Origin of the sequence: Sporanaerobium hydrogeniformans, from assembly GCF_002735925.1 — a bacterium.
Lineage (GTDB): Bacteria > Bacillota > Clostridia > Lachnospirales > Cellulosilyticaceae > Sporanaerobium > Sporanaerobium hydrogeniformans.
Map to the genome: position 1 here is coordinate 42,400 of NZ_PEDL01000011.1, position 23,187 is coordinate 65,586.

At 34.4% G+C, this 23,187-nt stretch carries 23 protein-coding genes and 1 tRNA gene; 4 read left to right on the top strand and 20 right to left on the bottom strand.

Features of this window, described 5'->3' with window-relative positions:
* Positions 1 to 4: 4 nt before the first annotated feature.
* The 20 genes from CS063_RS10810 to purR all read right to left on the bottom strand — a co-directional run bounded on the left by CS063_RS10810 (position 5) and on the right by purR (position 17,885).
* Complete coding sequence (locus CS063_RS10810) at positions 5 to 598, bottom strand: XTP/dITP diphosphatase (RefSeq protein WP_099449709.1); 594 nt, start codon at positions 596 to 598, stop codon at positions 5 to 7.
* Position 599: 1 nt separating this feature from the next.
* Positions 600 to 1,073 carry a chemotaxis protein CheW gene (locus tag CS063_RS10815; RefSeq protein WP_099449710.1) on the bottom strand — a complete coding sequence of 158 codons (474 nt, stop codon included), beginning with the start codon at positions 1,071 to 1,073 and terminating at the stop codon, positions 600 to 602.
* 16 nt (positions 1,074 to 1,089) lie between these two features.
* A protein-coding gene (prfB, locus tag CS063_RS10820; protein WP_180270759.1) for a peptide chain release factor 2 occupies positions 1,090 to 2,200 on the bottom strand; the annotation gives its coding sequence in 2 pieces (ribosomal slippage) (positions 1,090 to 2,124 and positions 2,126 to 2,200; 1,110 coding nt in all).
* Positions 2,201 to 2,353: 153 nt separating this feature from the next.
* A tRNA-Met gene (locus CS063_RS10825) sits at positions 2,354 to 2,427 on the bottom strand.
* A 46-nt stretch (positions 2,428 to 2,473) separates the two neighbouring features.
* A complete protein-coding gene (locus tag CS063_RS10830) occupies positions 2,474 to 2,752 on the bottom strand; it encodes an FtsB family cell division protein (RefSeq protein ID WP_099449712.1) in 279 nt (92 codons plus the stop codon).
* Positions 2,753 to 2,840: 88 nt separating this feature from the next.
* Entirely contained in the window at positions 2,841 to 3,395 is a 555-nt protein-coding gene (gene yabQ / locus CS063_RS10835; RefSeq protein WP_099449713.1) for a spore cortex biosynthesis protein YabQ, read from the bottom strand.
* Between the two features lie 15 nt (positions 3,396 to 3,410).
* Positions 3,411 to 3,692 carry a sporulation protein YabP gene (gene yabP, locus CS063_RS10840; RefSeq protein ID WP_099449714.1) on the bottom strand — a complete coding sequence of 94 codons (282 nt, stop codon included), beginning with the start codon at positions 3,690 to 3,692 and terminating at the stop codon, positions 3,411 to 3,413.
* Positions 3,693 to 3,756: 64 nt separating this feature from the next.
* A complete protein-coding gene (locus CS063_RS10845; protein ID WP_099449715.1) occupies positions 3,757 to 3,996 on the bottom strand; it encodes an RNA-binding S4 domain-containing protein in 240 nt (79 codons plus the stop codon).
* A gap of 85 nt (positions 3,997 to 4,081) precedes the next feature.
* On the bottom strand, positions 4,082 to 4,360 hold the full coding sequence (locus CS063_RS10850; RefSeq protein ID WP_099449716.1) for an HU family DNA-binding protein: 279 nt from the start codon (positions 4,358 to 4,360) through the stop codon (positions 4,082 to 4,084).
* A 59-nt stretch (positions 4,361 to 4,419) separates the two neighbouring features.
* A complete protein-coding gene (gene mazG / locus CS063_RS10855; RefSeq protein WP_099449717.1) occupies positions 4,420 to 5,205 on the bottom strand; it encodes a nucleoside triphosphate pyrophosphohydrolase in 786 nt (261 codons plus the stop codon).
* Between the two features lie 90 nt (positions 5,206 to 5,295).
* Positions 5,296 to 5,847: a stage V sporulation protein T gene (gene spoVT / locus CS063_RS10860; protein ID WP_099449718.1), complete on the bottom strand. Its 552-nt coding sequence runs from the start codon at positions 5,845 to 5,847 to the stop codon at positions 5,296 to 5,298.
* Between the two features lie 197 nt (positions 5,848 to 6,044).
* The gene (locus CS063_RS10865; RefSeq protein WP_099449719.1) at positions 6,045 to 7,103 is read right to left on the bottom strand and encodes a peptidylprolyl isomerase; all 1,059 of its coding nucleotides are present in this window, start codon (positions 7,101 to 7,103) and stop codon (positions 6,045 to 6,047) included.
* Positions 7,104 to 7,173: 70 nt separating this feature from the next.
* Positions 7,174 to 10,698: a transcription-repair coupling factor gene (mfd, locus tag CS063_RS10870; protein WP_308415491.1), complete on the bottom strand. Its 3,525-nt coding sequence runs from the start codon at positions 10,696 to 10,698 to the stop codon at positions 7,174 to 7,176.
* Between the two features lie 5 nt (positions 10,699 to 10,703).
* Positions 10,704 to 11,276, bottom strand: coding sequence for an aminoacyl-tRNA hydrolase (pth, locus tag CS063_RS10875; protein ID WP_099449721.1), 573 nt, complete (start codon positions 11,274 to 11,276; stop codon positions 10,704 to 10,706).
* 261 nt (positions 11,277 to 11,537) lie between these two features.
* Positions 11,538 to 12,494, bottom strand: a complete 957-nt coding sequence (locus tag CS063_RS10880) for a ribose-phosphate diphosphokinase (RefSeq protein WP_099449722.1) — start codon at positions 12,492 to 12,494, stop codon at positions 11,538 to 11,540.
* Between the two features lie 85 nt (positions 12,495 to 12,579).
* Positions 12,580 to 13,944 carry a bifunctional UDP-N-acetylglucosamine diphosphorylase/glucosamine-1-phosphate N-acetyltransferase GlmU gene (gene glmU, locus CS063_RS10885; RefSeq protein ID WP_099449723.1) on the bottom strand — a complete coding sequence of 455 codons (1,365 nt, stop codon included), beginning with the start codon at positions 13,942 to 13,944 and terminating at the stop codon, positions 12,580 to 12,582.
* A 110-nt stretch (positions 13,945 to 14,054) separates the two neighbouring features.
* Positions 14,055 to 14,363, bottom strand: coding sequence for a septation regulator SpoVG (gene spoVG / locus CS063_RS10890; protein WP_099449724.1), 309 nt, complete (start codon positions 14,361 to 14,363; stop codon positions 14,055 to 14,057).
* A 176-nt stretch (positions 14,364 to 14,539) separates the two neighbouring features.
* The gene (gene glgD, locus CS063_RS10895; RefSeq protein WP_099449725.1) at positions 14,540 to 15,649 is read right to left on the bottom strand and encodes a glucose-1-phosphate adenylyltransferase subunit GlgD; all 1,110 of its coding nucleotides are present in this window, start codon (positions 15,647 to 15,649) and stop codon (positions 14,540 to 14,542) included.
* 12 nt (positions 15,650 to 15,661) lie between these two features.
* Positions 15,662 to 16,927, bottom strand: a complete 1,266-nt coding sequence (locus CS063_RS10900; protein WP_099449726.1) for a glucose-1-phosphate adenylyltransferase — start codon at positions 16,925 to 16,927, stop codon at positions 15,662 to 15,664.
* Between the two features lie 130 nt (positions 16,928 to 17,057).
* Entirely contained in the window at positions 17,058 to 17,885 is an 828-nt protein-coding gene (gene purR, locus CS063_RS10905) for a pur operon repressor (RefSeq protein ID WP_308415492.1), read from the bottom strand.
* A 226-nt stretch (positions 17,886 to 18,111) separates the two neighbouring features.
* On the opposite strand from purR, the gene murC reads away from it, so the two are divergent.
* The 4 genes from murC to CS063_RS10925 all read left to right on the top strand — a co-directional run bounded on the left by murC (position 18,112) and on the right by CS063_RS10925 (position 23,172).
* Positions 18,112 to 19,491 (top strand): UDP-N-acetylmuramate--L-alanine ligase, encoded by a 1,380-nt coding sequence (gene murC, locus CS063_RS10910; protein ID WP_099449727.1) that lies wholly within the window; start codon positions 18,112 to 18,114, stop codon positions 19,489 to 19,491.
* A gap of 183 nt (positions 19,492 to 19,674) precedes the next feature.
* Complete coding sequence (locus CS063_RS10915) at positions 19,675 to 20,736, top strand: DnaD domain-containing protein (RefSeq protein WP_099449728.1); 1,062 nt, start codon at positions 19,675 to 19,677, stop codon at positions 20,734 to 20,736.
* Between the two features lies 1 nt (position 20,737).
* Entirely contained in the window at positions 20,738 to 21,730 is a 993-nt protein-coding gene (locus CS063_RS10920; protein ID WP_180270760.1) for an ATP-binding protein, read from the top strand.
* Positions 21,731 to 21,837: 107 nt separating this feature from the next.
* On the top strand, positions 21,838 to 23,172 hold the full coding sequence (locus CS063_RS10925) for an aminotransferase-like domain-containing protein (protein ID WP_180270761.1): 1,335 nt from the start codon (positions 21,838 to 21,840) through the stop codon (positions 23,170 to 23,172).
* Positions 23,173 to 23,187: the final 15 nt, after the last annotated feature.

Consider the following 23,187-nt stretch of genomic DNA (forward strand, 5'->3'; position numbering starts at 1 on the left):
GTACTTACATTACTCCTTTTAATCTCTCTGTAATTGCTCTTAATGCCTTGCCCCTATGACTAATAGCATTTTTTTGTTCACTACTCATTTCAGCAGTAGAGATATTATATTCTGATACATAAAAGATCGGGTCATATCCAAAGCCATTTTCGCCCTTTGCTTCATAACCAATATAACCTTCTATGGTTTCTCTTACTACTTGTGTCTCTATATTTTTACCCGCAATAGCCATAGCGCATACGAATCTTGCTGTACGTTCTTCTGGTGAAGCATCCTTTAGTCTCTCCAAAATCATTTGATTTTTTACCGTATAAGGAGTATCTTTCCCTAAGTATCTGGCAGAATAAACACCGGGTTCTTTATTTAAATAATCAATTTCTAATCCTGAATCATCTGCTAAAATAATAGCATCTGTATAGGCTTTTAATGCTTCTGCTTTTATCACTGCATTCTCTTCAAAAGTTGTCCCATTTTCTTCAATCTCTCTATCTAATCCTGCTTCGCCCATAGTCATAACCTCACAGTCTAAATCGCGAAGCATTTCTTTGATTTCTAATACTTTTCCTTTGTTTTGTGTAGCTACTATTAATGTTTTCATTTTACTTCCCTTCTAGCAATGCTTTATCTGTGGTTGTTTTTGCTTTTTCTTCTTGATCATTCAAGAGGAGATCTACATCCAAAATAAGGATAATCCTCTCACCCTTTTTTATAACCCCTTCAATATATTTACTTTCATATTTACGAAGCATTTGAGGTGTCATTTCCACTTCTTCTTGCGCAATTGATAGAATTTCACATACATTATCTACCATAAAACCTACTTTTGAACTTTCAAGATTCATCAAGATAAATTTAGATTCTTCTACTTTCGGATGAGGTGCTAGGTGCAACTTTTCTCTTAAATTCAATATAGGATAAATAGTACCTCTCACATTAATGATCCCTTCAATATACTTGGGTACATCTGGTACTTGCCTTACTGGCTCATAGCTACTTATTTCAAGAACCTTCATGATGTCAATACCATATTCTTGATTACATAATTTAAAAATTACAATCTGCTTTGTTAACATAACCGCTTCCCCCTTATTAATCCCGCTTATTTATCCAACCTAAATAAGCATTCATAAAACGATCAATATCCCCATCCATTACAGCACCTGTATTCCCCGTTTCTTCTAAAGTACGATGGTCTTTTACTAAGTTATAAGGATGAAAAACATATGATCTTATTTGACTACCCCACGCAATATCTTTTTTCTCTCCACGAATACCATCTAAAGTCTCTTGGCGTTCTTCTAGCTGTTTTTCATAGAGTTTAGCACGTAGCATTTGCATAGCTTTTTCTCTATTTTGGATTTGAGAGCGTTCATTTTGACATTGAACGATAATGCCTGTAGGTATATGAGTAATACGTACAGCCGAGTCGGTTGTATTAACGTGTTGTCCCCCTGCTCCTGTGGAACGATACGTATCAATCTTTAAATCTTCTGTTCGTATCTCTAACTCTATCTCATCTGTAATTTGAGGCATCACGTCACATGAAGCAAATGAGGTATGTCGCCTTCCTGAAGAATCAAATGGTGAGATACGTACTAAACGGTGGATGCCCTTTTCTGATTTTAAGTAGCCATACGCATTTTCACCTGTTATTTGAAGTGTAACTGACTTCACACCTGCTTCTTCACCATCCAGGTAATCTAAAACATCTACCTTGTAGCCTCTTTTTTCTGCCCATCTTGTATACATACGAAGTAACATGCTTACCCAGTCACAGGCTTCTGTACCACCTGCTCCAGGATGGAGTTCTAAGATTGCATTGTTTTTGTCATACTGTCCATCTAATAACGTGGCCACTCGCATAATATTATAGGCTTCCTCAAAGGCTTTAGCACTTACCTTGGCTTCTTGTGCTAACTCTAAGTCTTCTTCTTCATTACTCATTTCAATCAGTACGAGGATATCTTCATAGTCTATGCATAATCTATCGTACTTTTCTACTAAATCCTTATAGTTCTTTAATTCTTGAAGTACTTTTTGTGCTTTCTCTATATCCTCCCAAAACGCATTGTTCATAGAAAGATGTTCTAAGTCTTCTATTTTTTCTCTTAAACGATCGATGTCAAAGAGAGTTCCCCATTTCTATTAATTTTGCTTTATAGGGTTCAATCGTCGTTTGTAATTGTTCTAACTCTAGCATTTTTATCACTCCTTTATACTCCTATCATATATGCAAATACCCTATCTATTCAACTCTTTTTTAAAGAAAATGTGATAGAACTATCTTATTATCTTTCAAGTATATAACAAAAAACCATAGAAATGTTGTATATAACATCCTATGGTTTTTTAATTGCGGAGATAGGATTTGAACCTATGACCTTCGGGTTATGAGCCCGACGAGCTACCTAGCTGCTCCACTCCGCGCTATTATTCTATTTTTAGTATAACAACTCTTATGTTGCTGTCAAGGCTATTGCTTTTCTTTAAAAATAATATCTTCTTTACGTACCATACCAAGTTGTTCTCTTGCTACCTTTTCAATATATTCAGGTGTATCAATTTCTGTGACTTCTTTTTGCAATTCACTCAGTTTTTCTTGCTCTTCTTGCAGAATCTTTTTATCCTCTTCTACTTGCCTTTCTACACGCTTAATAAGGTTATTTACTTGATAACCTTTTACCCCTAAGCTTGTCACAATCAATGTACTTAGTATGACTACTATATAAAATAAGCGATTATTCTTTTTCATTTGTATCCCTACTTCAACCTCATACAGGTAATTATATACCTTTTAATACTATATTACCTAATCCTTAATAGGTTGTAAATCCTTTTTTTCATCTCTCTAAAAGTTTCTTTTCTACTTTTGCCTTTCTCATTTGCTTTCTTACTTTTTTATCTGTCTTAATATCTGCCTTTTTATGATACCACTGACGTTTTAACTTCCTTACTTTACGTCTTTGGTAATTATGTATGTTTTCTACCTTTTTATTCACATAGCCTACAGGTCCTTTTAACCATCTTATAAAAGCTTGAACAGGAATAAGAAGGAGTCTTATCATTTCGGTCATAAGCTTCTTCATATAATCAATAACCGCCGTAGCAATTTTCATAAAAATAATACTAAAGGTAGAAAAGTAGAATATACCTCCAAGGAGCATCCCAATAAATGCAAACGGCCTTATAGCAGCATAATTAGTAATATATAACAGATAAAAACTAATGAAGGCACATCCTACCCAATAAATAGCATCCTCCATTTGAACAAGAAAATTAGGATGCTTGATCAACTTTCTAAATATCCTTACAAGATCAAACAAGGTACCCATTAAGATGCCTATTTCTATACATGTTATGAACAAAAGAGTCTGGCTACTTACAATTGGATTCATTTTATCCTCACCAACTTATTTAAAAAGTTTTGACATAATTGAGCTTTTTTTCTTGTTACTCGTTTGGGTTTCATGATAAATAAGTTCTGCAATAAGTCCTTCAATAATCATTTCACCATCATCTATGTTCATTTTTATAATGTGTAAATCTTCACCTTTTATTTCAATGTAGCCTTCAATCGTTTCTAACTCCACTGCCTCCTCATCAAAAGAAAAGACATCTGTAACTCCTGTAAGAGTTAATTTGTGTCGATCTGTTAACGTTACTACGTGCTTTCTAGATATTTTTTCATCCATCTAACTCACCCTCTTTATACAAATAGTTTTCTATAACTATTTATATGAGAGGATTGAAGATTTATTACAGAATACGGTACAAGTCATTTGTTTCTTCTTTTTTCACATGTTCTTTAATACCTAGTACCTCGTATTTCATAGTCTGACTGCCAAATCGAATTTCTAGTACATCTCCTACTTTTACCTCTGAACTTGGTTTAGCAGTTTTCCCATTAATCATGACACGTTCACTCTCACAAGCTTCCTGGGCAATTGTACGTCTCTTAATAATACGTGACAGCTTTAAATATTTATCAATACGCATTTCATTACTCCTTTCTAGTCTATCTTATTTGTAAAAAACAAAAAAAATCTACACCAGATGTGTAGATTTTAAATATCTTTATTGATTATTCACCTTTAACAACATCTTTTAAAGCTTTACCTGCTTTAAATTTAGGTGCTTTGCCACCTGGAATTGACATTTCTTCGTTTGTTTTTGGATTTCTACCTACACGTGCTTTACGTTCTGTAACTTCAAATGTTCCAAAGCCCACTAGTTGAATTTTGCCACCTGCTTGAAGCTCTTCCATAACTACATCTTCAAATGCTTTAAGAGCTTTTTCAGCATCTTTTTTGCTAATTTCAGCTTTTGCAGCCATAGCTGCTACTAATTCAGACTTATTCATTATTTTTCCTCCTCTATACATATACAAACATGATATATGTATTGAAAACTAGCGTAAGGTTACTCTAACTTTTTACAATCATCCCATAACCTGTCCATCTCTTCAAAAGAGATGTCTTTAAGCTCTTTACCTTGTGAAAACGCTGTGTTTTCAATATATCTAAATCTATTTATAAACTTTTCCAGTGACTTTGTCAAGGCAAATTCAGGATTTAAATCAAAAAAGGTAGATAAATTAACAACAGAAAATAGCAAATCTCCTAATTCTTCTTCTACTTTGGTGTTATTACCAAGTCGCATAGCTTCTCTTACCTCTTCAAGTTCTTCCATTATCTTGTCTATCACACCTTCTGCATCCTCCCAAAAGAAACCTACCTTAGCAGCTTTTTTCTGTACCTTCTGGGCTTTTATAAGTGCTGGTAGAGCTTTGGCAACACGCTCCATAGACTCAGTTACAGATTTTTCGTTCTTCTCTATCTTTTTAAGTGCTTCCCAGGTTACTAATACCTTATCAGGTGTATCTGCCCCTGGGACATCTTGAAATACATGAGGATGTCTATAAACTAATTTAGAGGCTAATTCATGAATAACCTCTTCCATAGTAAAACTTCCCTCTTCCTTTGCAATTTGGCTATGGAGTAGTACTTGTAAGAATACATCTCCTAATTCCTCTTTCATATTAGGAATATCTTGCTTTTTAATAGCCTCCATTAGCTCATAGCTTTCTTCCATTAAATGGGGAAGTAAAGAAATATGCGTCTGAGCACGATCCCATGGACATCCATTTTCTCCTCTTAATCTTTCTACAATGTCTACTAACTGTTTATATGTATATTTATCCTCCATTACCGATCATCCTTTCTCTTAATATGAGTGTACCCTATGAGAACGAAAAAAGCCAATAACTTTTGAGAGCTAATGGCTTCTTACTCCTTTTTATTGTTCCATTTGTTTACCAATAAAACCAGATGCAGATTGAGCAAGTTTTTCTTCTACTTCACCCATAGCATTTCCTTTATTAGCTGATAAGAAAATAACTGCTCCTATAGCATCTCCCTCACATATAATGGGTGAAATAACTTCGGAGTAATAACTATCCGTACTTCCTTCTGATAAAATAGGTGTAAACTTATTGTCACCTTTAGTTGCTTTAAACAAAGTCCTACTCTCTATAATTTTTTCAAGATTACTACTAATTCCTTTATCAAGAAATTCTTTTTTAGAACCACCAGCCACCGCAATAACCTGGTCTTTATCTGAAATACAGGTAATATGACCAGTGGCTTGCGCTAAGGCATCTGCATATTCTTTAACGAAGGAACTTAATTCTCCCACGGGTGAATATTTCTTGAGAATAACTTGTCCCTCATTGTCTGTAAATATCTCTAAAGGATCCCCTTCTCTGATGCGTAAAGTTCTGCGTATTTCTTTAGGAATAACTACTCGACCTAAATCATCTATTCGTCTAACGATGCCTGTTGCTTTCAAACAAAACAACCTCCTTAATGTCTAAATGATATATAGCATTAACTATAATTTACAATTATTATGCTACATAATTTCTGATTATATGCACTTATTTTTTTACGAATTATCTTTTCAAGCTAATTATTGCCAATAAGTTTTTGTTTCATTCACCACAAAAAAAGACACTCTATCTTACGATAGAGTGCCCTACTTATTACTTATTTATTCGTTGCTGGTGTAGACTCTGGGGTTGCTGGAGTTCCTTCTGGTGGTGTTGTTTGTGCAGATTCTTTTCTATTAATTCGAATAGCCTCGTATGCTTCAGTCTTTTCTACTTTCATACTTTCACTTAACTCTGTTAACTCAGTTTGAGCAAAACGAGCTTTAACATTCGCTTCTGCATCCTTTTTAATCGTTTCAGCATCCCCTGTGGAACGTGCTTCTACCTTCATAATATGATAACCATAGCTTGTTTCTACAAGTTTAGGATAAACTTCTCCTACTTTTCCTGTTACAAAAGCAACTTCTTCAAATTGAGGTACCATTTTCCCCTTTCCAAAGGTATATTCTCCCCCTTTATCTTTAGACCCCCCATCTTCTGAATAAGTTTTAGCAAGTTCTGCCATATCTTCCCCTGCTAGTGCCTTTGCAAGAACCTCTTCAGCTAAAGCCTTTGCTTTTGCCAGTTCTGCCTCAGGAAGCATATTTCCTTGATCGTCTTGTGTTTTAATTAATACATGTTTAGCTGTAGCCGTTTCATATTGTTCTTTTATAAGATTGACTTCGTCTTCTACTTCTTTTTCATTTGGTACATAGCTCTCACTTATTTTTTCTGTTACCTTATCTATAAGAACACCATAGTTAAGAAAAGTTTCTACATCTCTTTGTTTTAAACTAAGTTCTTTTACTAAATCTGTTCGTGTCGTCATAATTTCTTTAGCATTAGATTTAATAGTGTCTTTTTCCTCTGCTGACAACTCGACTCCAAGCTCCTTTGCCTTTTCCTTTGCCGCTATAGATACCTTAATGGAATCTAATGCTCTATCCTTAGCTACATCTTCCGTCTTCTTGCCTTCTAAATCCATGTCCCAAATATTAGGTGTTAAACTTTCAAAACGTTGTTGAATTGTCCATAGATAAAGTCTATACACAGGTTCAGTAACTTTTTCATTATTTACAGTTAAAACAGCTTTTTCACTACCTCCACACCCTACTAGAAGACTCATTGATAGAATGCTCATTAACATTGTAGCAACTATTTTCTTCACTTTTTTCACTTCGATCTCTCCTTATAGTTCGTCTTATCGCATCTTGCCAAGTTATTGCTATTATTATAGCTTAAAAAAACTAACTCTTCAATTTTTTGAGCTCTTGTAATATATTCTTAATATAAACGAGGAGATCTTTACGATTTTCGCCTGTTAAATCCCATTTCAAGCTAGGTTCCTTGCCTCCTACAAATTTAAGTTTTCTTGGATAAAGTTGCATTACTTCTAATAATTTATCAGGATTAAGCTTTGCATCTGGTTTAAATTTAAAGCATACTTCCTGTTGTATTTCTGAAACTGCTACAATGTATAATTCATGTGCTAAAGCTTTAATAAGTGCTATATCTAATAAGTTTTGAACATTACAGGGAAGGTTACCATACCTGTCCTCTATTTCCTCTTGAATATCGTAGTAATCCTTATCATTTTGAATAGAAGCTATTTTTTTATAAATATCTAATTTCTGTACCTCATCGAAAATATAGTCACTAGGAATATAGGCATCTATTTTAATCTCTATTGTGGTCTCAAATTCTTCTTCTATCACTTCTCCTTGCTCTTCACTTACTACTTGAGCTAACATTTTACAGTATAAATCATAACCAATTGCTTCCATATGACCATGCTGTTGGGCTCCTAAAAGGTTACCAGCTCCTCTAATCTCCAAATCACGCATGGCAATTTTAAAGCCTGCTCCTAGCTCTGTAAATTGTTTAATAGCTTGTAAGCGTTTTTCTGCAATTTCTTTGAGCACTTTGTTTTTTTCATACATCAAATAGGCATATCCCATTTTATCTGAACGTCCTACCCTTCCTCTTAGTTGATAAAGTTGACTAAGTCCCATCTTGTCTGCATGGTTAATAATAATGGTATTCACATTAGAAATATCTAAACCCGTTTCAATAATGGTTGTACAGACCAAGATGTCTATCTCCTTTTCAATAAAATTCAGCATAATTTTCTCTAACTCACGTTCACTCATCTGCCCATGTGCAAAGGCTATCTTCGCATGAGGGATCAGTTCACGGATGCGCTCAGTCTTTTCTTCTATATTTTTGACTTGATTATGCAAAAAATATACCTGCCCCCCTCTAGAAAGCTCCCTATTAATAGCATCTTTTATAAAATCCTCACTGTATTCTATGACATAGGTCTGTATAGGTTTGCGCTGCATAGGTGCTTCCTCTAACACACTCATATCTCTAACACCTATGAGACTCATATGAAGTGTCCTAGGAATAGGTGTAGCAGTTAAAGTCATCACATCTACTTGATGTCTCATTTGCTTTAGCTTTTCTTTATGTGTTACTCCAAAACGTTGTTCTTCATCAATAATAACTAAACCTAAATCCTTAAACTTCACATCTGCTGATAACAGCCTATGTGTCCCTATTACAATATCTACTAATCCTTTATTTAAGCCTTCTAAAGTCTCCTTCATTTGCTTAGGTGTTCTAAAACGAGATAATAAACCTACATTAACCGGGTATCCCTCCATACGCTCTAAAAAACGATTATAGTGCTGCTGTGCCAAAATAGTAGTAGGTACGAGATAAGCTACTTGTTTATTATTTTGCACAGCCTTAAAAGCTGCACGTATAGCCACCTCTGTTTTACCATAGCCTACATCCCCACAAATGAGTCGATCCATAATCTTCGTACTTTCCATATCTGTTTTAACTTCTTCTACTGCTTGAAGCTGGTCATCTGTCTCTTCATAGGGGAACATTTCTTCAAATTCTTTTTGCCAAAGAGTATCTTTATCATAAACAAATCCCCGTAAATGTTGTCTCGTACTATAAAGCTTAATAAGATCTTTAGCAATATCTTGAATGGCTTTTTTCACTTTTGCTTTAGATTTTTTCCAATCTGAGCTACCTATTTTATTTAGTTTGGGTACTTTCCCCTCTGCCCCTATATATTTCTGAATTCTATCCATCTGATTAATATTAACGTAAAGTGTACTGTTATCTGCATATTCAATTTTTAAATTATCTCTACTAATACCTTCTATTACGATTTGCTCTACCCCTTTAAATATTCCTATTCCATGCAGTTCATCTACTACATAATCACCAGGGTTTAGCTCCAAAAAGCTTTGGATTTTAGCTCCTTGATATTTTTTACGAGGTTTCTTGTTTTTCTCTTTGCCAAACAAATCTTTATCTGCCACAATGTGAAGACCTATCTCTTCATAAAAGAATCCTTTTCCTAAAGCTCCTTTTGCAATGAGTATTTGTCCTTCTAGAGGTGCTTCTTGTAAGCTTTCACTGTAAGCTGTAAATACCCCTCTGTCTTCTAGCTCTTCCCCTAACTTTTGAGCCTTTGTCTTACTTCCTGATAGAATAATTATTCTTTGTCTTTTTCTTTTCCACTCTTTTATATCCTTCTCTAATAAATCAAGACTTTTATAAAAAGTATTATTCTCATAGACCTTAAGACTCATCTTTTTACTTATTTTAACCCCTGAAATTTCCCTATCTAAATTCATAAGAAGTAGATTTGGAAAGTGAGCTAGTTTCTCGGCAATATCTTCATAGGTAAACATGAGTTCAATTTGTTTGGGAAGAATATGCCCATACTGCAAACGATCTTTCATGCTCTCCTCATATTCTTTTAAGATACGATTTGCCCTTTCCTCACTTTTAAGTGGTTCATCAAGGTAAAGAATAGTTTGAGGTTTTATATAATCAAGCAAAGATACTGTAGCTAGTTCCGTATAAGGGACATAAAGTTCTAAACCTTTGGGACTTATATCATTTTCTATCTGCTCAATACTCTCCTTTACATGTGCTTCTAAAGTTATCGCACTTTCCCTATGTCCTTCTTCTCTTAGACGTTTAGTTACAAGCTTCATTTCCTCTCGAATAGAAGGAATAGCTTTTCGCAAAAGAGTTAGTGGAAATATAATTTCTTGATTAGGTACTATTTTAAGAGAGTCTATCTTATGAATGGAGCGCTGTGTTTGCACGTTAAAAGCCCTTATAGAATCTAGTTCATCATCCCACAGTTCTAGTCTATAAGGTTCATTATCAATAGGAGTATAAATGTCAATAATACCTCCTCGAACAGCAAACTGTCCCATCCCTTCTACCTTTGCTACCCGACTATAGCCTATTTCTACTAAGTAGGCTTCTAATTTGGCTAAATCAATTACATCTCCTACATGCAGTGTTCTACTATAAGTCCTCCATGTTTCTTGGGGGGAAAGAGGATTAAGAAGTGCCTCAATAGGTATAATAAAGGCGCCTTTCTTTTGTTCGTTTAAAGCCTCTATAACTCTTATCCGTGCAGAGGTAATATCCATACTGTGTACATCTGCGCTATAAAAGAGAATATCTCTAGCTGGATAAACATAAATATTCTCACTACCTATTAAAAATTGTAAGTCCTCTGTTAATCTTCTTGTACTTCCTTCATCATAAGTAATAATAATAGGTGAAGCTTTTACGAACTCACTTATTGCATATAAAAAATGCGCCTTACAAGCATCTACCATATTTATAACCTTAACATTTTGTTTCTTAAGTAGTGCTTGTAAAAGCTCTTGCATCCCCTCTAACGCCTTAAGAGGCTCAATTAACCCTTGATGCTTACCATCCATATTCATCACCGTTTCATTTTTAAATTATAAGTATTCATTGCTTGGTCAGGTCCCTTAATAAGGATCATCTCTATGGCATCACAAATATCTTTTAATTTCGGTCCTAAAACTTTCATTTCCTCTTCACTTAACCTACCTAATACATAGTTGGCTAAATCCCATCCTGCCGGTTTTTCTCCTACCCCTACTTTAATGCGCAAAAATTCTTGCCCACCTAGATGTGAAATAATACTTTTTATACCATTATGTCCTCCTGCACTTCCTGACTTTCGGATGCGGAGTTGTCCTACTTCCAAAGATACATCATCATATATAACAAGTATGTCTTCTGACGTCAGTTTATGCCAATCCATACATGCCCTTAGCGCTTCACCACTTAAATTCATATAGGTTTGAGGCTTCATTAAAATAACCTTTTCTCCTCCAATAGTTCCTTCCCCTATTATAGATTTAAATTTATTTTTTTGCATAGCAATGCCTTTTAATTCAGCTAAGGTATCTACTGCTTCAAAGCCAATGTTATGTCTTGTTGTCATATATTGTGTTCCTGGATTACCCAGTCCTACTATAAGTTTCATCTTTTCCTCCACTATTTATTATTTCATGTTTTATATTTCATTTTCTATCTAGCAAGTAACCTATTTTATTATACTGATGACTTACTCTAATAAGCAATATACCTATTCTCATTATTTTATTTCCTTTTTGAAATAATTCTTATTCATTATTTCCTCTTCCATGAATTTATACTCTCTAGCTCTTTAATGCATGGGCAATTTTTAACCAAATCGTATGGGCTCTTATCTTGTTATAAAAAAAGATGGCACAAGGCCATCTTTTTAGTCAAACAATTTAGATACTGATAAGTCTTCATGAATACGTCTGATAGCATCTGCAAAAATAGGTGCTACTGATATTTCTTTGACCTTATCAATTTTTTTGCTTTCCGGAATAACAATTGTATTAAGAACAACTAACTCTTCAATAGCAGAGGCCTGTATTCTTTCCATAGCTGGGCCAGATAATACACCATGTGTACAGCATGCATAAACTGCTGTAGCACCTCTTTCCTTAAGAGCATTGGCTGCATTACAAATAGTTCCTGCTGTGTCAATCATATCATCTACTAAAATAACACGTTTACCATTAACATCTCCAATAATATTCATAATTTCTGATACATTGGCTTTAGGCCTTCTCTTGTCAATGATAGCTAAAGGAGTATCTAGCTTCGTTGCAAAAGCTCGTACACGACCTACACTTCCTAAATCTGGAGATACTGCTACTACATCACCTGTATTATCTCCTAATTTATCAGCATAGTATTTAGTTAATAAAGGCATACCAACTAAATGATCTACTGGAATATTAAAGAAGCCTTGAATTTGTGCACAGTGTAAATCCATCGTAAGTACTCTATCTGCACCTGCTGTTTGGATAATATCTGCCACAAGCTTAGAGCTAATTGGATCTCTTGCTCTTGTTTTTCTATCTTGTCTTGCATACCCATAATAAGGAATAACTGCTGTAATACGCCCTGCTGATGCTCTTTTCATGGCATCAATCATAATAAGTAGCTCCATTAGATGTTCATTCGCTGGACTGGAAGTAGGTTGAATAATATAAACGTCTGTACCACGTACCTTTTCATCTATTTTTACACCTATTTCGCCATCACTAAAGCGTGTCACTTCCGATTTTCCAAGATTTATATCTAACTTTTCCGCTATCTCTCTCGCAAGTTCCGGATGGGCATTGCAAGTAAACACCTTAATATCAGTGTAATTTCTAATCATTTGAGTTAGTCCTCCTTAATATTATACCACCATGTTTTTCGCAAAACATTATATCACATTATCCATAAAAAGCAATGTATTATGATTATTTTTGTCTTTTTTTGGCCACCCAACCTACTTTATTCTCTTGTTTTGCCCTAGCAATTCCTAAACTATCCTTTGGAACTGTTTTCGTAATCGTAGAACCGGCTGCAGTATAGGCACCTTCTTCTACAACTACTGGTGAAACTAAATTAGTATTACACCCAATAAATGCATTGTCTTTAATTGTTGTACGATGCTTCTTTTGTCCATCATAATTAACAACTACTGTTCCGCATCCAAAATTTACCTTTTCTCCTACATCTGCATCACCAATATAGGTAAGATGAGAAATCTTTGTTCCATCACCTATAGTAGCATTTTTAATTTCCACAAAGTCTCCTACCTTAATGTTTTTACCAATATGAGAATTGGGCCTAATATAAGCAAAGGGACCTACATGAGTGTCTTCATCTATGAAACTATCTGTAATAACACTTATGTCTACTTCCACGCCTGCTCTAAGAATGGTATTCGTTATCCGAGAGTGATAACCAATACGACATCCTTCGCCTATACTTGTTTTCCCTTCTAATATACAGCCCGGCTCAATAACTGTATCCTTTCCTATCTCTACTTCTATACCAATATAGGTATGGGAAGGGTCAACCAAAGTTACACCATTTTGCATATGCTTTAGATGAATTCGTTTCCTCATTAATTCAGTTACTTCAGCTAATTGCTCTCTAGAGTTTACTCCTAAAATATCTGTCATCTCATCTGCTACAACTGCATCTACTTTATAACCTTCCCTTAATAAAATCTCTAAGGTATCTGTAAGATAATATTCTTTTTGTGCATTATCATTGGTTAATTGAGATAAAGCTAGTTTTAACAATTTTGCTTCAAAAACATACATGCCACCATTGATTTCTTTGATTTGTTTTTCTTCTTCGCTGGCATCTTTTTGCTCCACAATTTTTATAAAGTCAGAAGCCTTGTTTCGCACAATACGTCCATAGCCTTGTGGATTATTTACTTGTGCTGATAAAACAGTTACAGCATTTTTATTTTCACGATGAAAAATAAGCATTTTTTCAAGGGTATTTCCTGTAATAAGAGGGGTATCTCCATAGAGAATCAGTATTTCCCCTTCATCTCCTATAAAATCAAGTGCCTGCATGACCGCGTGTCCTGTTCCTAACTGCTCTTTTTGAAGTACATAGCTGACCTCATCTCCTAGTGCCTTCTTAACCTCTTCTGCTTTATGACCAACAATAATACAGGTATCCGTAACGCCTACTTGCTTAGAAGCTAAAATAGGGTATTCGATGAGGGTCTTATCCAAAACTTTATGAAGTACTTTGGACTTTTCAGATTGCATACGAGTTCCTTGACCTGCAGCAAGTATTAGTGCTTTTGTTTTCATTTCTAATCTTCCTTTCGACTTACTCTCTTTAGTTATTCTCTCACTTTAGGTCTATTTATGCAACAATAAAAAGGTGTTTCTTATAAAAGAACACCTAAAACTTTACTTGCCTATTCTCCTATTTCTGCATATTCATCATCTGAAATAACAGCTACTTCATCTGATAAGAGTACCATTTCATACTTTTCAAGAACTTGGTTTTGAATACGGTCTCTTGTTTCAGAATTAATAGGATGAGCGATATCTCTAAATTCCCCATCTAATGTTTTTCTGCTAGGCATAGCGATGAAACGACCTTTGTCACCTTCAATTACTTTAATATCATGTACCACAAATTCGTTATCAAAAGTAACAGAAACGACTGCTTTCATCTTTCCATCCTTATTGATTTTTCTTACTCTAATATCTGTGATTTCCATTAGCAAAACCCCTCCTGTTATTAACTAGTGCCTTGATGGCTTTCCTATTAATAGTAGCTTTATTATTTGAATTATATGATACTTCAAAAAAATAGTCAATATTTTTTTACTTTTTTACATTTAAAAGTAATTTTTTCAATAAATGATGCATATAGGTATGCTTGGCACTAGTGATTTTATACAATATTTCTTTTTTCTAGCAAAATAATTTTATCTTTTGTTCCCACTACCCTTTGTCCATCTGATACAAATACCTGTTTATCTAGGATGGCATTTTCAATAACACAACCTTTTCCAATTGTTACTCCTTCCATAATAATCGAGTCTTTAACAATTGTCCCTTCTCCTACAAATACTTTTCTAAAAAGAACAGAGTTTTCTATTTTACCATTAATAATGTCCCCTCCACTAATAATGCTATTGGTTGCATGCACCTGCGAATTAAATTTTGCCGGTGGCTCGTCCTTTGCCTTTGTAGAAATATAAGGATAGGTCTTAAAGAAGAGTTTTCTTACTTCTGGTGTTAAAAAGTCCATATTTAATCGATAAAACTCATTAATATCCCTAATACTTCTCCAATAGCCTTCAAACATATACCCATAAATTTTTAATTTCTTTCTATAACGGATGATAATATCATTTACTATACTATACCTACCATCTGCTTCTAACTCTTCTAAGAGTTTAATAAGTAACTCACGACTTATTACATAGATTCCTAATGATACAGTGGTATATTGGGGATTAAGAGGCTTTTCTTCAAACTCTATCATCTTATTGTCATAGTCGAGCCCTATAACTCCATAATCTTCTACGTTGTAAGAATTCATATCCTTACATACAATGGTAATATCTGCTCCCTTTTTTTCATGGTATTTAATAACCTTTTCATAATCCATGCGATAAACTTGTTCTCCAGAAGTAATCACTACATAAGGCTCATTACTCTTTTTAAGAAATTCAATATTTTGAAAAATACAATCTGCTGTTCCTTTAAAACCAAAGCCTTCTTGACTACTCATATTAGGTGTAAATAAAAAAAGCCCTGTCTTTTTCCTTCCAAAATCCCACCATTTAGAAGAACTAATATGATCAGCAAGTGACCTTGCACTGTATTGGGCAATAATAGCTACCTTTTTAATCTCTGAGTTGCTTAAATTGCTAAGAGCAAAATCGATGGCCCTATAAGACCCTCCTACTGGCATAGCTGCCAAATTTCTTTGTTTTGTAAGTACACCAAGAGTATTTCTCTTGCCTCCTGCTAATATAATACCGATAGCTCTCACTGTTCTTCCCCCCTAGATGATAAGCGAATGACCGCTCTCTAATTTTCCATTTGGATAATGCTCTGGCAAAGTATGTCCACCTATTTCACAGTTTTTACCGATTGTAATGTTATCAGGTATGATTGTATTATCCCCAATAACCGTAATACCACTGGAATAGATGTATGGTTTTGTTATATGTACTATATTCTCTCCTACTCCAATTTGAGTATTTTCACCAATTTGGGATTTTTCTGATATAATACATTTTTCTAGGTGTGCATTTTTCTTAATTACAGTATCTGCCATAATAATGGAATGATGAACAGTGGCACCTTCTTCAATAATGACACGTGGACCTAAAACGGAATTATATACTTGACCGTAAATTTCACATCCTTCTGAAATAAGTGCTTGATGAAGTAATGCTTTTTTTCCCATATACTGAGGAAGTTGATGCTCAATATTCGTATAAATTTTTGAGAATTCATCATATAGATTAAAAATAGGAACAGTGTCTGTTAACTCCATATTGGCTTTCCAATAGGCTTCTATGGTACCAATATCCCTCCAATAATCATTGAAATGATAAGCATATACATCTTTGCCTGTATTAATCATATCTGGAATAATATGTTTACCAAAATCACTATCTGAATGAATCGCATTATCCTTTATGAGAGCTTCTTTTAAAACCTCCCATGTAAATATGTAGATTCCCATAGAAGCTAGATTACTCTTAGGGCTAGCTGGTTTTTCTTCAAATTCAATAATACGCCCTGCCTCATTCGTATTCATAATCCCAAACTGATTGGCCATTTCTAAAGGCACTTCAATAACTGCAATGGTTGCATCTGATTGATTTTTCTTATGTTCTTCTAACATTGCTGAATAATCCATTTTGTAAACATGATCCCCAGATAAAATCAAAATATATTCTGGATTTTGTTCGTCAATGTATCTGATGTTATGATAGATAGCATTTGCTGTGCCGGAATACCAAGACCCTTCATTTCCTTTTTTTAAAAAAGGTGGAAGAATGGTTACTCCTCCTGTCTTCCTGTCCAAATCCCAAGGAATACCAATACCAATATGCTTTGTTAATAGTAAAGGTTCATATTGCGTTAATACTCCTACTGTATCAATTCCTGAGTTAATACAATTACTTAAAGGAAAATCAATGATACGATACTTCCCTCCAAACATAACAGCTGGTTTTGCAATTTGCTTTGTAAGAATACCCAATCTACTTCCTTGTCCACCTGCTAATAGCATAGCAAGCATCTCTTCTTTATTCATGCAACCCCTCCTCACCATGTCATACAAATCCTCAGTGTACTGTTGAAATAGTAAATTAAAAACTATATTTATCATTTTAACATTCTATTCCATTTTTTACAATATTCAAATTATATAACCAATTTGGTTGTTAATGTTCAGAAGGTGTGCCTACACTATAAATATCAACTACTTTATTACTTTCATCCACTGTATCAAGCCATAATAAAGTTTTAAAATCTTGTACTAATTTTTCTTCCGGTTTTTGTGTAGCCATAAGCACACCTACCCCAACAATCTCTGACTCAAACTCTTGTATCAAATCAATAATTCCTTTAGCTGTTCCTCCTGCTTTCATAAAGTCATCAATAAACAGCACTTTTGAACCTTTTTTAATAGCTTTTGTAGATAAACACATTGTCTTGATACGATGGTTGCTTCCTGTAATATAGTTCATATGAATAACCGTCCCATCAGTAAGTCTACTTTGATTACGAACAACTACCATTGGTTTGTTAAGCACCATAGCTGTCATTAAGGCTATAGGAATCCCTTTTGTTTCTACAGTAATAACATAATCAATCTCTGTATCTTTAAATAGGCTTGCAAGTGCAATTCCTATATTTTTCGAAATAGTAGGTGAGTATAAAAGGTCATTCATATAAATATAACCACCTGGAATAATCCTACTTTTAGTATTGATAAGCTCACAAAGTTCACCTGTAAAACGCTGAATTTGCTCATTCGTCATAAGTGGGCTAAAATATACACCACCTGCTGCTCCAGATACTGTCTCTATAAAACCAAGCTCGTATTGATTAAAAATATCTTTTATGATATCAAGGTCTTCGCTAACTGTGGATTTCGCACAATTAAAAATATCACAGAAATGAGCAAGAGTAAAAATCTTATTCGGATTATTCGTTAAAATATTAGTAATCACACTAATTCTTTCGTGTTTTTGGACTTTTTTTATCATTTGTTTCTCCTTTATTCCTATGATATTTATTAACTTTATTATACGCAAAAACGTGAATATTTAAAAGTGCTTTTAAGAAAACATTCATTTGCACCCTTCTAAAAAAAGATTTGTTAATTTTTTTATTTGTGGTATATAATGAGAGAAGCATATACTGCATACATATGATATGAGTATACTACTATCATTTCAAATAAAACTTTTCTCACTCGAAAGGATTAATCCCATGACGCATCTTAACTCTTTATATCAAAAGAAAATTCACTTCATCGGTATCGGTGGTATTAGCATGAGTGGACTTGCAGAAATCGTCCATAAAAAGGGCTTTATTGTAACTGGTTCAGATATCAAGGAATCACTCACTACTAAACATTTAATGAGTCTTGGTATCTCTGTTCATTATGGACATTCACCTGAAAATGTAGCAGATGATACAGAACTTGTGGTTTATACTGCCGCTATTAGCCAAGATAATCCTGAGCTTCAAGCTTGCATTCAAAAAGGACTTAAACTTGTTACACGTTCACAGTTTTTAGGTCTTATGATGAAAGAGTATAACTATCCCATCTGTATAGCAGGTACTCATGGCAAAACCACTACAACCTCTATGTTAAGTCATGGCTTATTAGCAGCCGATCTAGACCCTACTATTACTGTTGGAGGTATTTTAAAAACCTTAAATGGTAATATTCGTACAGGTAAATCTGAATACTTTCTTACAGAAGCATGCGAATACTGTGATAGCTTCTTGGACTTCTTTCCTAAAATTGGAGTCATCTTAAATATTGAAGAAGACCATTTAGATTACTTTAAGGATATTCATCAAATTCGTACTTCTTTTCAAAAGTTTGCAGCCTCTATTCCTTCTGATGGCTTTCTTGCAATTAATGCTACTATTGATGAGGTAAAAGACTTTATTCGTCCATTAACTTGTCAGGTAGAAACCTTTGGGCTTGATTCCTCTGCAGATTGGTATGCAGATGCCATTACTTTTGATGATGAAGCTTGTGCTTCTTTTAATGTCTATTATAAAGGGACTCTTATGGAACGTATTACCCTTCATTCTCCAGGTCCTCATAATATTTTAAACTGCTTATCTGTTTGTAGCGTCTGTCACTTCTTAGGCATCAAACTTGATATTCTAAATAGGGGATTAAAGGCTTTTACTGGGGCGAATCAACGTTTTGAAATAAAGGGTAAATTTAAGGATGTTACTGTTGTTGATGATTATGCACATCACCCTACTGAAATCAGTGCCACTTTAAATATCTCCAAGGTATACCCACATAATGAGCTTTACCTCGTCTTTCAACCTCATACCTATACACGTACAAAAGCTTTTCTAAATGAATTTGCTACCGTACTTTCAGATGCTGATCATGTGATTATTACAGATATTTATGCTGCACGAGAAAAAAATCCTGGGGATATCTCCGCAAAAGATATTGCTGATAAAATCCACAGCTTAGGAAAAGAAGCTTTATATATGCCTGATTTTAAAGAAGTCGCTAACTATCTTTCAAGTCACGTTTCATCAGGTGATCTAGTCATCACTATGGGAGCTGGCAATGTTAATCAAATTGCTGATATTTTATTAAACAATTAGCTATCCACAGTATCCCCATTTTCCTATTTTAAAATTTGTTAATAAGTCAGCTGTTTATCCCCAACTTATCCTCAGAAATCCTCTCCTTTCAAGAGAGGATTTCTATTTTTGTTGTCATATTTTCTTTGTTATGTGCTATAATACTAACACATAACAAGGATTATTTTGTAAAGGAGATGCCCTATGGCCTATGTAAAATATGTGGCTTCAGATTTAAATTTTGTCCCTGTACCTAGTTGGTTTATTATGGACTATATGCCTAAGGCACTTAACGGATACTCAAAAGTTTATTTTTATTTATTAGCGCTTTGTACAACACCTATTAAAGATTCTCTTTCTTTAGAGCAAGTAGCCAAGGAACTTAACATGCTCTATTCAGAAGTTCTTCAAGCTCTACGTTATTGGGATGCAGAAGGTGTCATTATTTTCAAAGAAGAATCTAGTGAATGTTTCGAATTAGAATTCAAGCAAATTAAGCCCGAGATTGTTACCTCTGCTAATAAGCTTCCTCTTACTAAAACTATTATTTCTTCCTCTCGCCCAGAATATCGCCCTGAGGAAATTAACATTTATATAGAAAAGGATCCTGATATTCCTCGCCTTTTTAAAATTGCTGAAGAATATTTAGGTAGACTCCTTACCTTTACAGACCAAAAGATACTCTTTAGCTTATATGACTGGTTACATATGCCCTTTGAGCTTATTGAATACCTGATTGAATACTGTGCTAGTACCAACTCCAAAGTTACTATGCGTTATATCGAGAAGGTTGCTATCAGCTGGTTAGATGATGGCATTACAACTTTGGAACAAGCTAAAGAGAAGGGTATTTTAGATAAGAAGTACTTTAAAATTTTAGCCTCTTTAGGCTCTTCTAAAACCAATATTACTTTAGCAGAAAAGAAATGTATTGACCGTTGGCTTAATGAATACGGTATGTCTACAGACCTTATATTAGAGGCTTGTAAAAGAGCTGTTATGCAGACTAATAAGCCAAGTCTTAATTATGTAGACTCCATTCTCCGCTCTTGGTCAGAAGCTAAAGTGAAGTCACTAGAGGACATTTCGCTGATTGACAAGGCTAGGGAAGCTAAAAAACAACTTGGCATGACCTCTCCTTCACCTAATAAACCACCTAACAAGGCTACTAAATTCACCAATATCTATTCACATAATTGGGACTTCGATGAAATACAAAAACTTGAACGTGAGTATGTCCAACGTAAATTAAATGGAGGTTCTTAAAATGGATAGTAAAGTCTTTCAGTATAAAAAAGTAGTTAAAGATTTTGATACAAAGCGCATGCGTGCCATTCAAGCTCAAAAAGCACGTGCTGAAGAAGTTTATTTAAAGGTTCCTGAAATTAAAGCAATTGATGAAAAGCTTCAAAATAGTGGTATTAAACTTGTACGTACCATGTTAAATGCCCAAAATGCTTCCGCACTTGAAGATTTTCGTCGCCAAAGTGAGGATTTGCTCCTTACAAAAAAAATGCTTCTTGTAGAAGCAGGTTATAATGAAGCTTATCTGGATGTACATTATCACTGTCCCCATTGCAAGGATACCGGCTTTATCGGTGATAAAAAGTGTACTTGTTTTAAACAAGCTCTTATCTCCATTGCTTATGAACAATCTAATATCAAAAATATTTTACAAGTAGAAAACTTTCATACCTTTTCTCTTAAATACTATGAACAGGAAATAAATCCAAAATTCAATCTTTCTCCTTATCAAAATATGGCTGCTATTAGAGATTTTTGTGTTGCTTTTATTGAAAAATTTGATACAGACAAACAAAATCTTATTTTTCATGGTCCAACCGGATTAGGTAAAACTTTTCTTTGCAATTGTATTGCAAAAGAGCTACTTGATCTAGGTTTTACTGTGTTGTATTTAACAGCCACTCAGTTATTTAAGCTCTTTCAAGAATCACGTTTTCATAGAGAAGATATGGAAGAAACTGAAAAAGATTTATTAAGTACCCTCTTTTCGGTAGATTTACTTATTATTGATGACCTTGGAACAGAATCCTCTTCTACCTTTATTGGTCCCGACTTATTCGATGTTCTTAATGGGCGTTTTCTTAATCAGCTTTCTACCATTATCTCCACGAACTTAGAACCTCACGAGTGGAATAACTATTACTCTGATCGTATTGTTTCACGCATTATTGGTAATTATATTGCCTTCCCTTTCTTTGGGACAGATATACGCTTTCTCAAAAAATACCACCGTTAATGGATTATCTTAAGATAGTCCACTTTTTTTTATCTTCTATTGATATTTCAAGCTTGTTTGTAATATATATTTTATGTACATTATATTATAAGCAGGAGGAAATAGTTATGTTTAATACACTTCAGCTCTCCAAGACGAATCCTACACCTCTTTACATACAATTAGCCACCCAACTCGCACAGCTTATCCAAGATAACACCTTATCCCTAGGTACAAAGCTTCCACCCATCCGCATTTTAGCTAAAGAATTAGGGATCAATCGTGATACCGTTGTAAGTGCTTATAATGTTTTAGAAAGTCAAGGACTTGCTAAAGCTTACATTGGAAAAGGTACCTATGTGGCCCATACTCAAGCTTCACCTTCCTTCTCTCCTACTCCGTTAGAAAATCCACTTTATTGCACTCACTTAAAATTTTCACAAAGTTTTTTTCCTTCCAGCCTTTGTGAAGCCATTGCTACCTCCCTTATTCAAAAAGAGGGCTGGGATGTCTTTAGTGATACCTTGCACCGTGAGCAAAATAGTTTACGACAAACCATTTGCTCTTTCCTATCCACTTTTTCAGTCCATGCTTCAGCTGCTCAAATTCGACTCACTGATTCGCTTGAAAACTTTTTTATTGAGCTTTTACACCATTATCCTAAACCTGGTATATGTGTTGAAGCCTTTAGGGATTTACAACTTTCTTCTACTTTAACAGGTTTAGGTGCTAAGATTTATGAAGTCCCCTTTACTTCTGAAGGGCTCAATTTAAGTGTTTTAGAAAAATATTTACGAACAGGTACTATTAGCTATATCATTGTCTCACCTAATCTTCACAATCCAACGGGTCTTACTTACAGTGATGCTAATAAAAGACAACTCATTAAGCTTGCTACCTTGTATGATTGTTACCTTATTGAAGAAGGGACTTATAGTGACTTTTTATACCATGCCCCAGAGCCTTCTCCCCTTTTTAGCCACTTCTCTAAAGAACGTGTTATTTACCTTTATCAGTTTTCTAAAGTTTATTTACCCCCACTATCTTACTCCTTTGTTGCACTTCCTTTTCAACTTATTCGCCCACTTACAGGACGTAATTCTTATAGTTTCAATGAACGTTTTTTGCATACTTATCTTACCTCTACACTTTTTGAAACAACACGCAAACAACTCCTTAAGGAAAATAAAGAAAAATGGCTCCTTCTTGCCAATGCCCTCAAGCACTTACCTCATCAGCTTTCAATTTCTCCTAGCCTAGGTGGTCTTTCTCTCTGGCTTAAACCACTTTGTTTAACCTCTGAAGATTTTATTCATGCACTTATTAAAAAAAGAATACTAGTAGCTCCTGGTAGTCTCTTCACTTCTATTGAATCGAGTCCTTATATACGCTTATCTTTCTCTCATCTTACCTATTCTGAAACCCAGGAACTTCTTCAAATACTTCTAAGTATTCTTTGCTAAATTAAAAAGTAAAAA

Bases quoted from the DNA above. Each gene is read 5' to 3' on its own strand.
- CS063_RS10920 (WP_180270760.1), top strand. From the start codon at position 20,738: ATGGATAGTAAAGTCTTTCAGTATAAAAAAGTAGTTAAAGATTTTGAT.
- spoVG (WP_099449724.1), bottom strand. From the start codon at position 14,363: ATGGAAATCACAGATATTAGAGTAAGAAAAATCAATAAGGATGGAAAG.
- mfd (WP_308415491.1), bottom strand. From the start codon at position 10,698: ATGGATGGTAAGCATCAAGGGTTAATTGAGCCTCTTAAGGCGTTAGAG.
- CS063_RS10845 (WP_099449715.1), bottom strand. From the start codon at position 3,996: ATGCGTATTGATAAATATTTAAAGCTGTCACGTATTATTAAGAGACGT.
- mazG (WP_099449717.1), bottom strand. From the start codon at position 5,205: ATGGAGGATAAATATACATATAAACAGTTAGTAGACATTGTAGAAAGA.
- CS063_RS10810 (WP_099449709.1), bottom strand. From the start codon at position 598: ATGAAAACATTAATAGTAGCTACACAAAACAAAGGAAAAGTATTAGAA.
- murC (WP_099449727.1), top strand. From the start codon at position 18,112: ATGACGCATCTTAACTCTTTATATCAAAAGAAAATTCACTTCATCGGT.
- CS063_RS10815 (WP_099449710.1), bottom strand. From the start codon at position 1,073: ATGTTAACAAAGCAGATTGTAATTTTTAAATTATGTAATCAAGAATAT.
- CS063_RS10830 (WP_099449712.1), bottom strand. From the start codon at position 2,752: ATGAAAAAGAATAATCGCTTATTTTATATAGTAGTCATACTAAGTACA.
- pth (WP_099449721.1), bottom strand. From the start codon at position 11,276: ATGAAACTTATAGTAGGACTGGGTAATCCAGGAACACAATATATGACA.
- CS063_RS10900 (WP_099449726.1), bottom strand. From the start codon at position 16,927: ATGAATAAAGAAGAGATGCTTGCTATGCTATTAGCAGGTGGACAAGGA.
- yabQ (WP_099449713.1), bottom strand. From the start codon at position 3,395: ATGAATCCAATTGTAAGTAGCCAGACTCTTTTGTTCATAACATGTATA.
- CS063_RS10880 (WP_099449722.1), bottom strand. From the start codon at position 12,494: ATGATTAGAAATTACACTGATATTAAGGTGTTTACTTGCAATGCCCAT.
- CS063_RS10850 (WP_099449716.1), bottom strand. From the start codon at position 4,360: ATGAATAAGTCTGAATTAGTAGCAGCTATGGCTGCAAAAGCTGAAATT.
- CS063_RS10915 (WP_099449728.1), top strand. From the start codon at position 19,675: ATGGCCTATGTAAAATATGTGGCTTCAGATTTAAATTTTGTCCCTGTA.
- glmU (WP_099449723.1), bottom strand. From the start codon at position 13,944: ATGAAAACAAAAGCACTAATACTTGCTGCAGGTCAAGGAACTCGTATG.
- CS063_RS10925 (WP_180270761.1), top strand. From the start codon at position 21,838: ATGTTTAATACACTTCAGCTCTCCAAGACGAATCCTACACCTCTTTAC.
- yabP (WP_099449714.1), bottom strand. From the start codon at position 3,692: ATGGATGAAAAAATATCTAGAAAGCACGTAGTAACGTTAACAGATCGA.
- purR (WP_308415492.1), bottom strand. From the start codon at position 17,885: ATGATAAAAAAAGTCCAAAAACACGAAAGAATTAGTGTGATTACTAAT.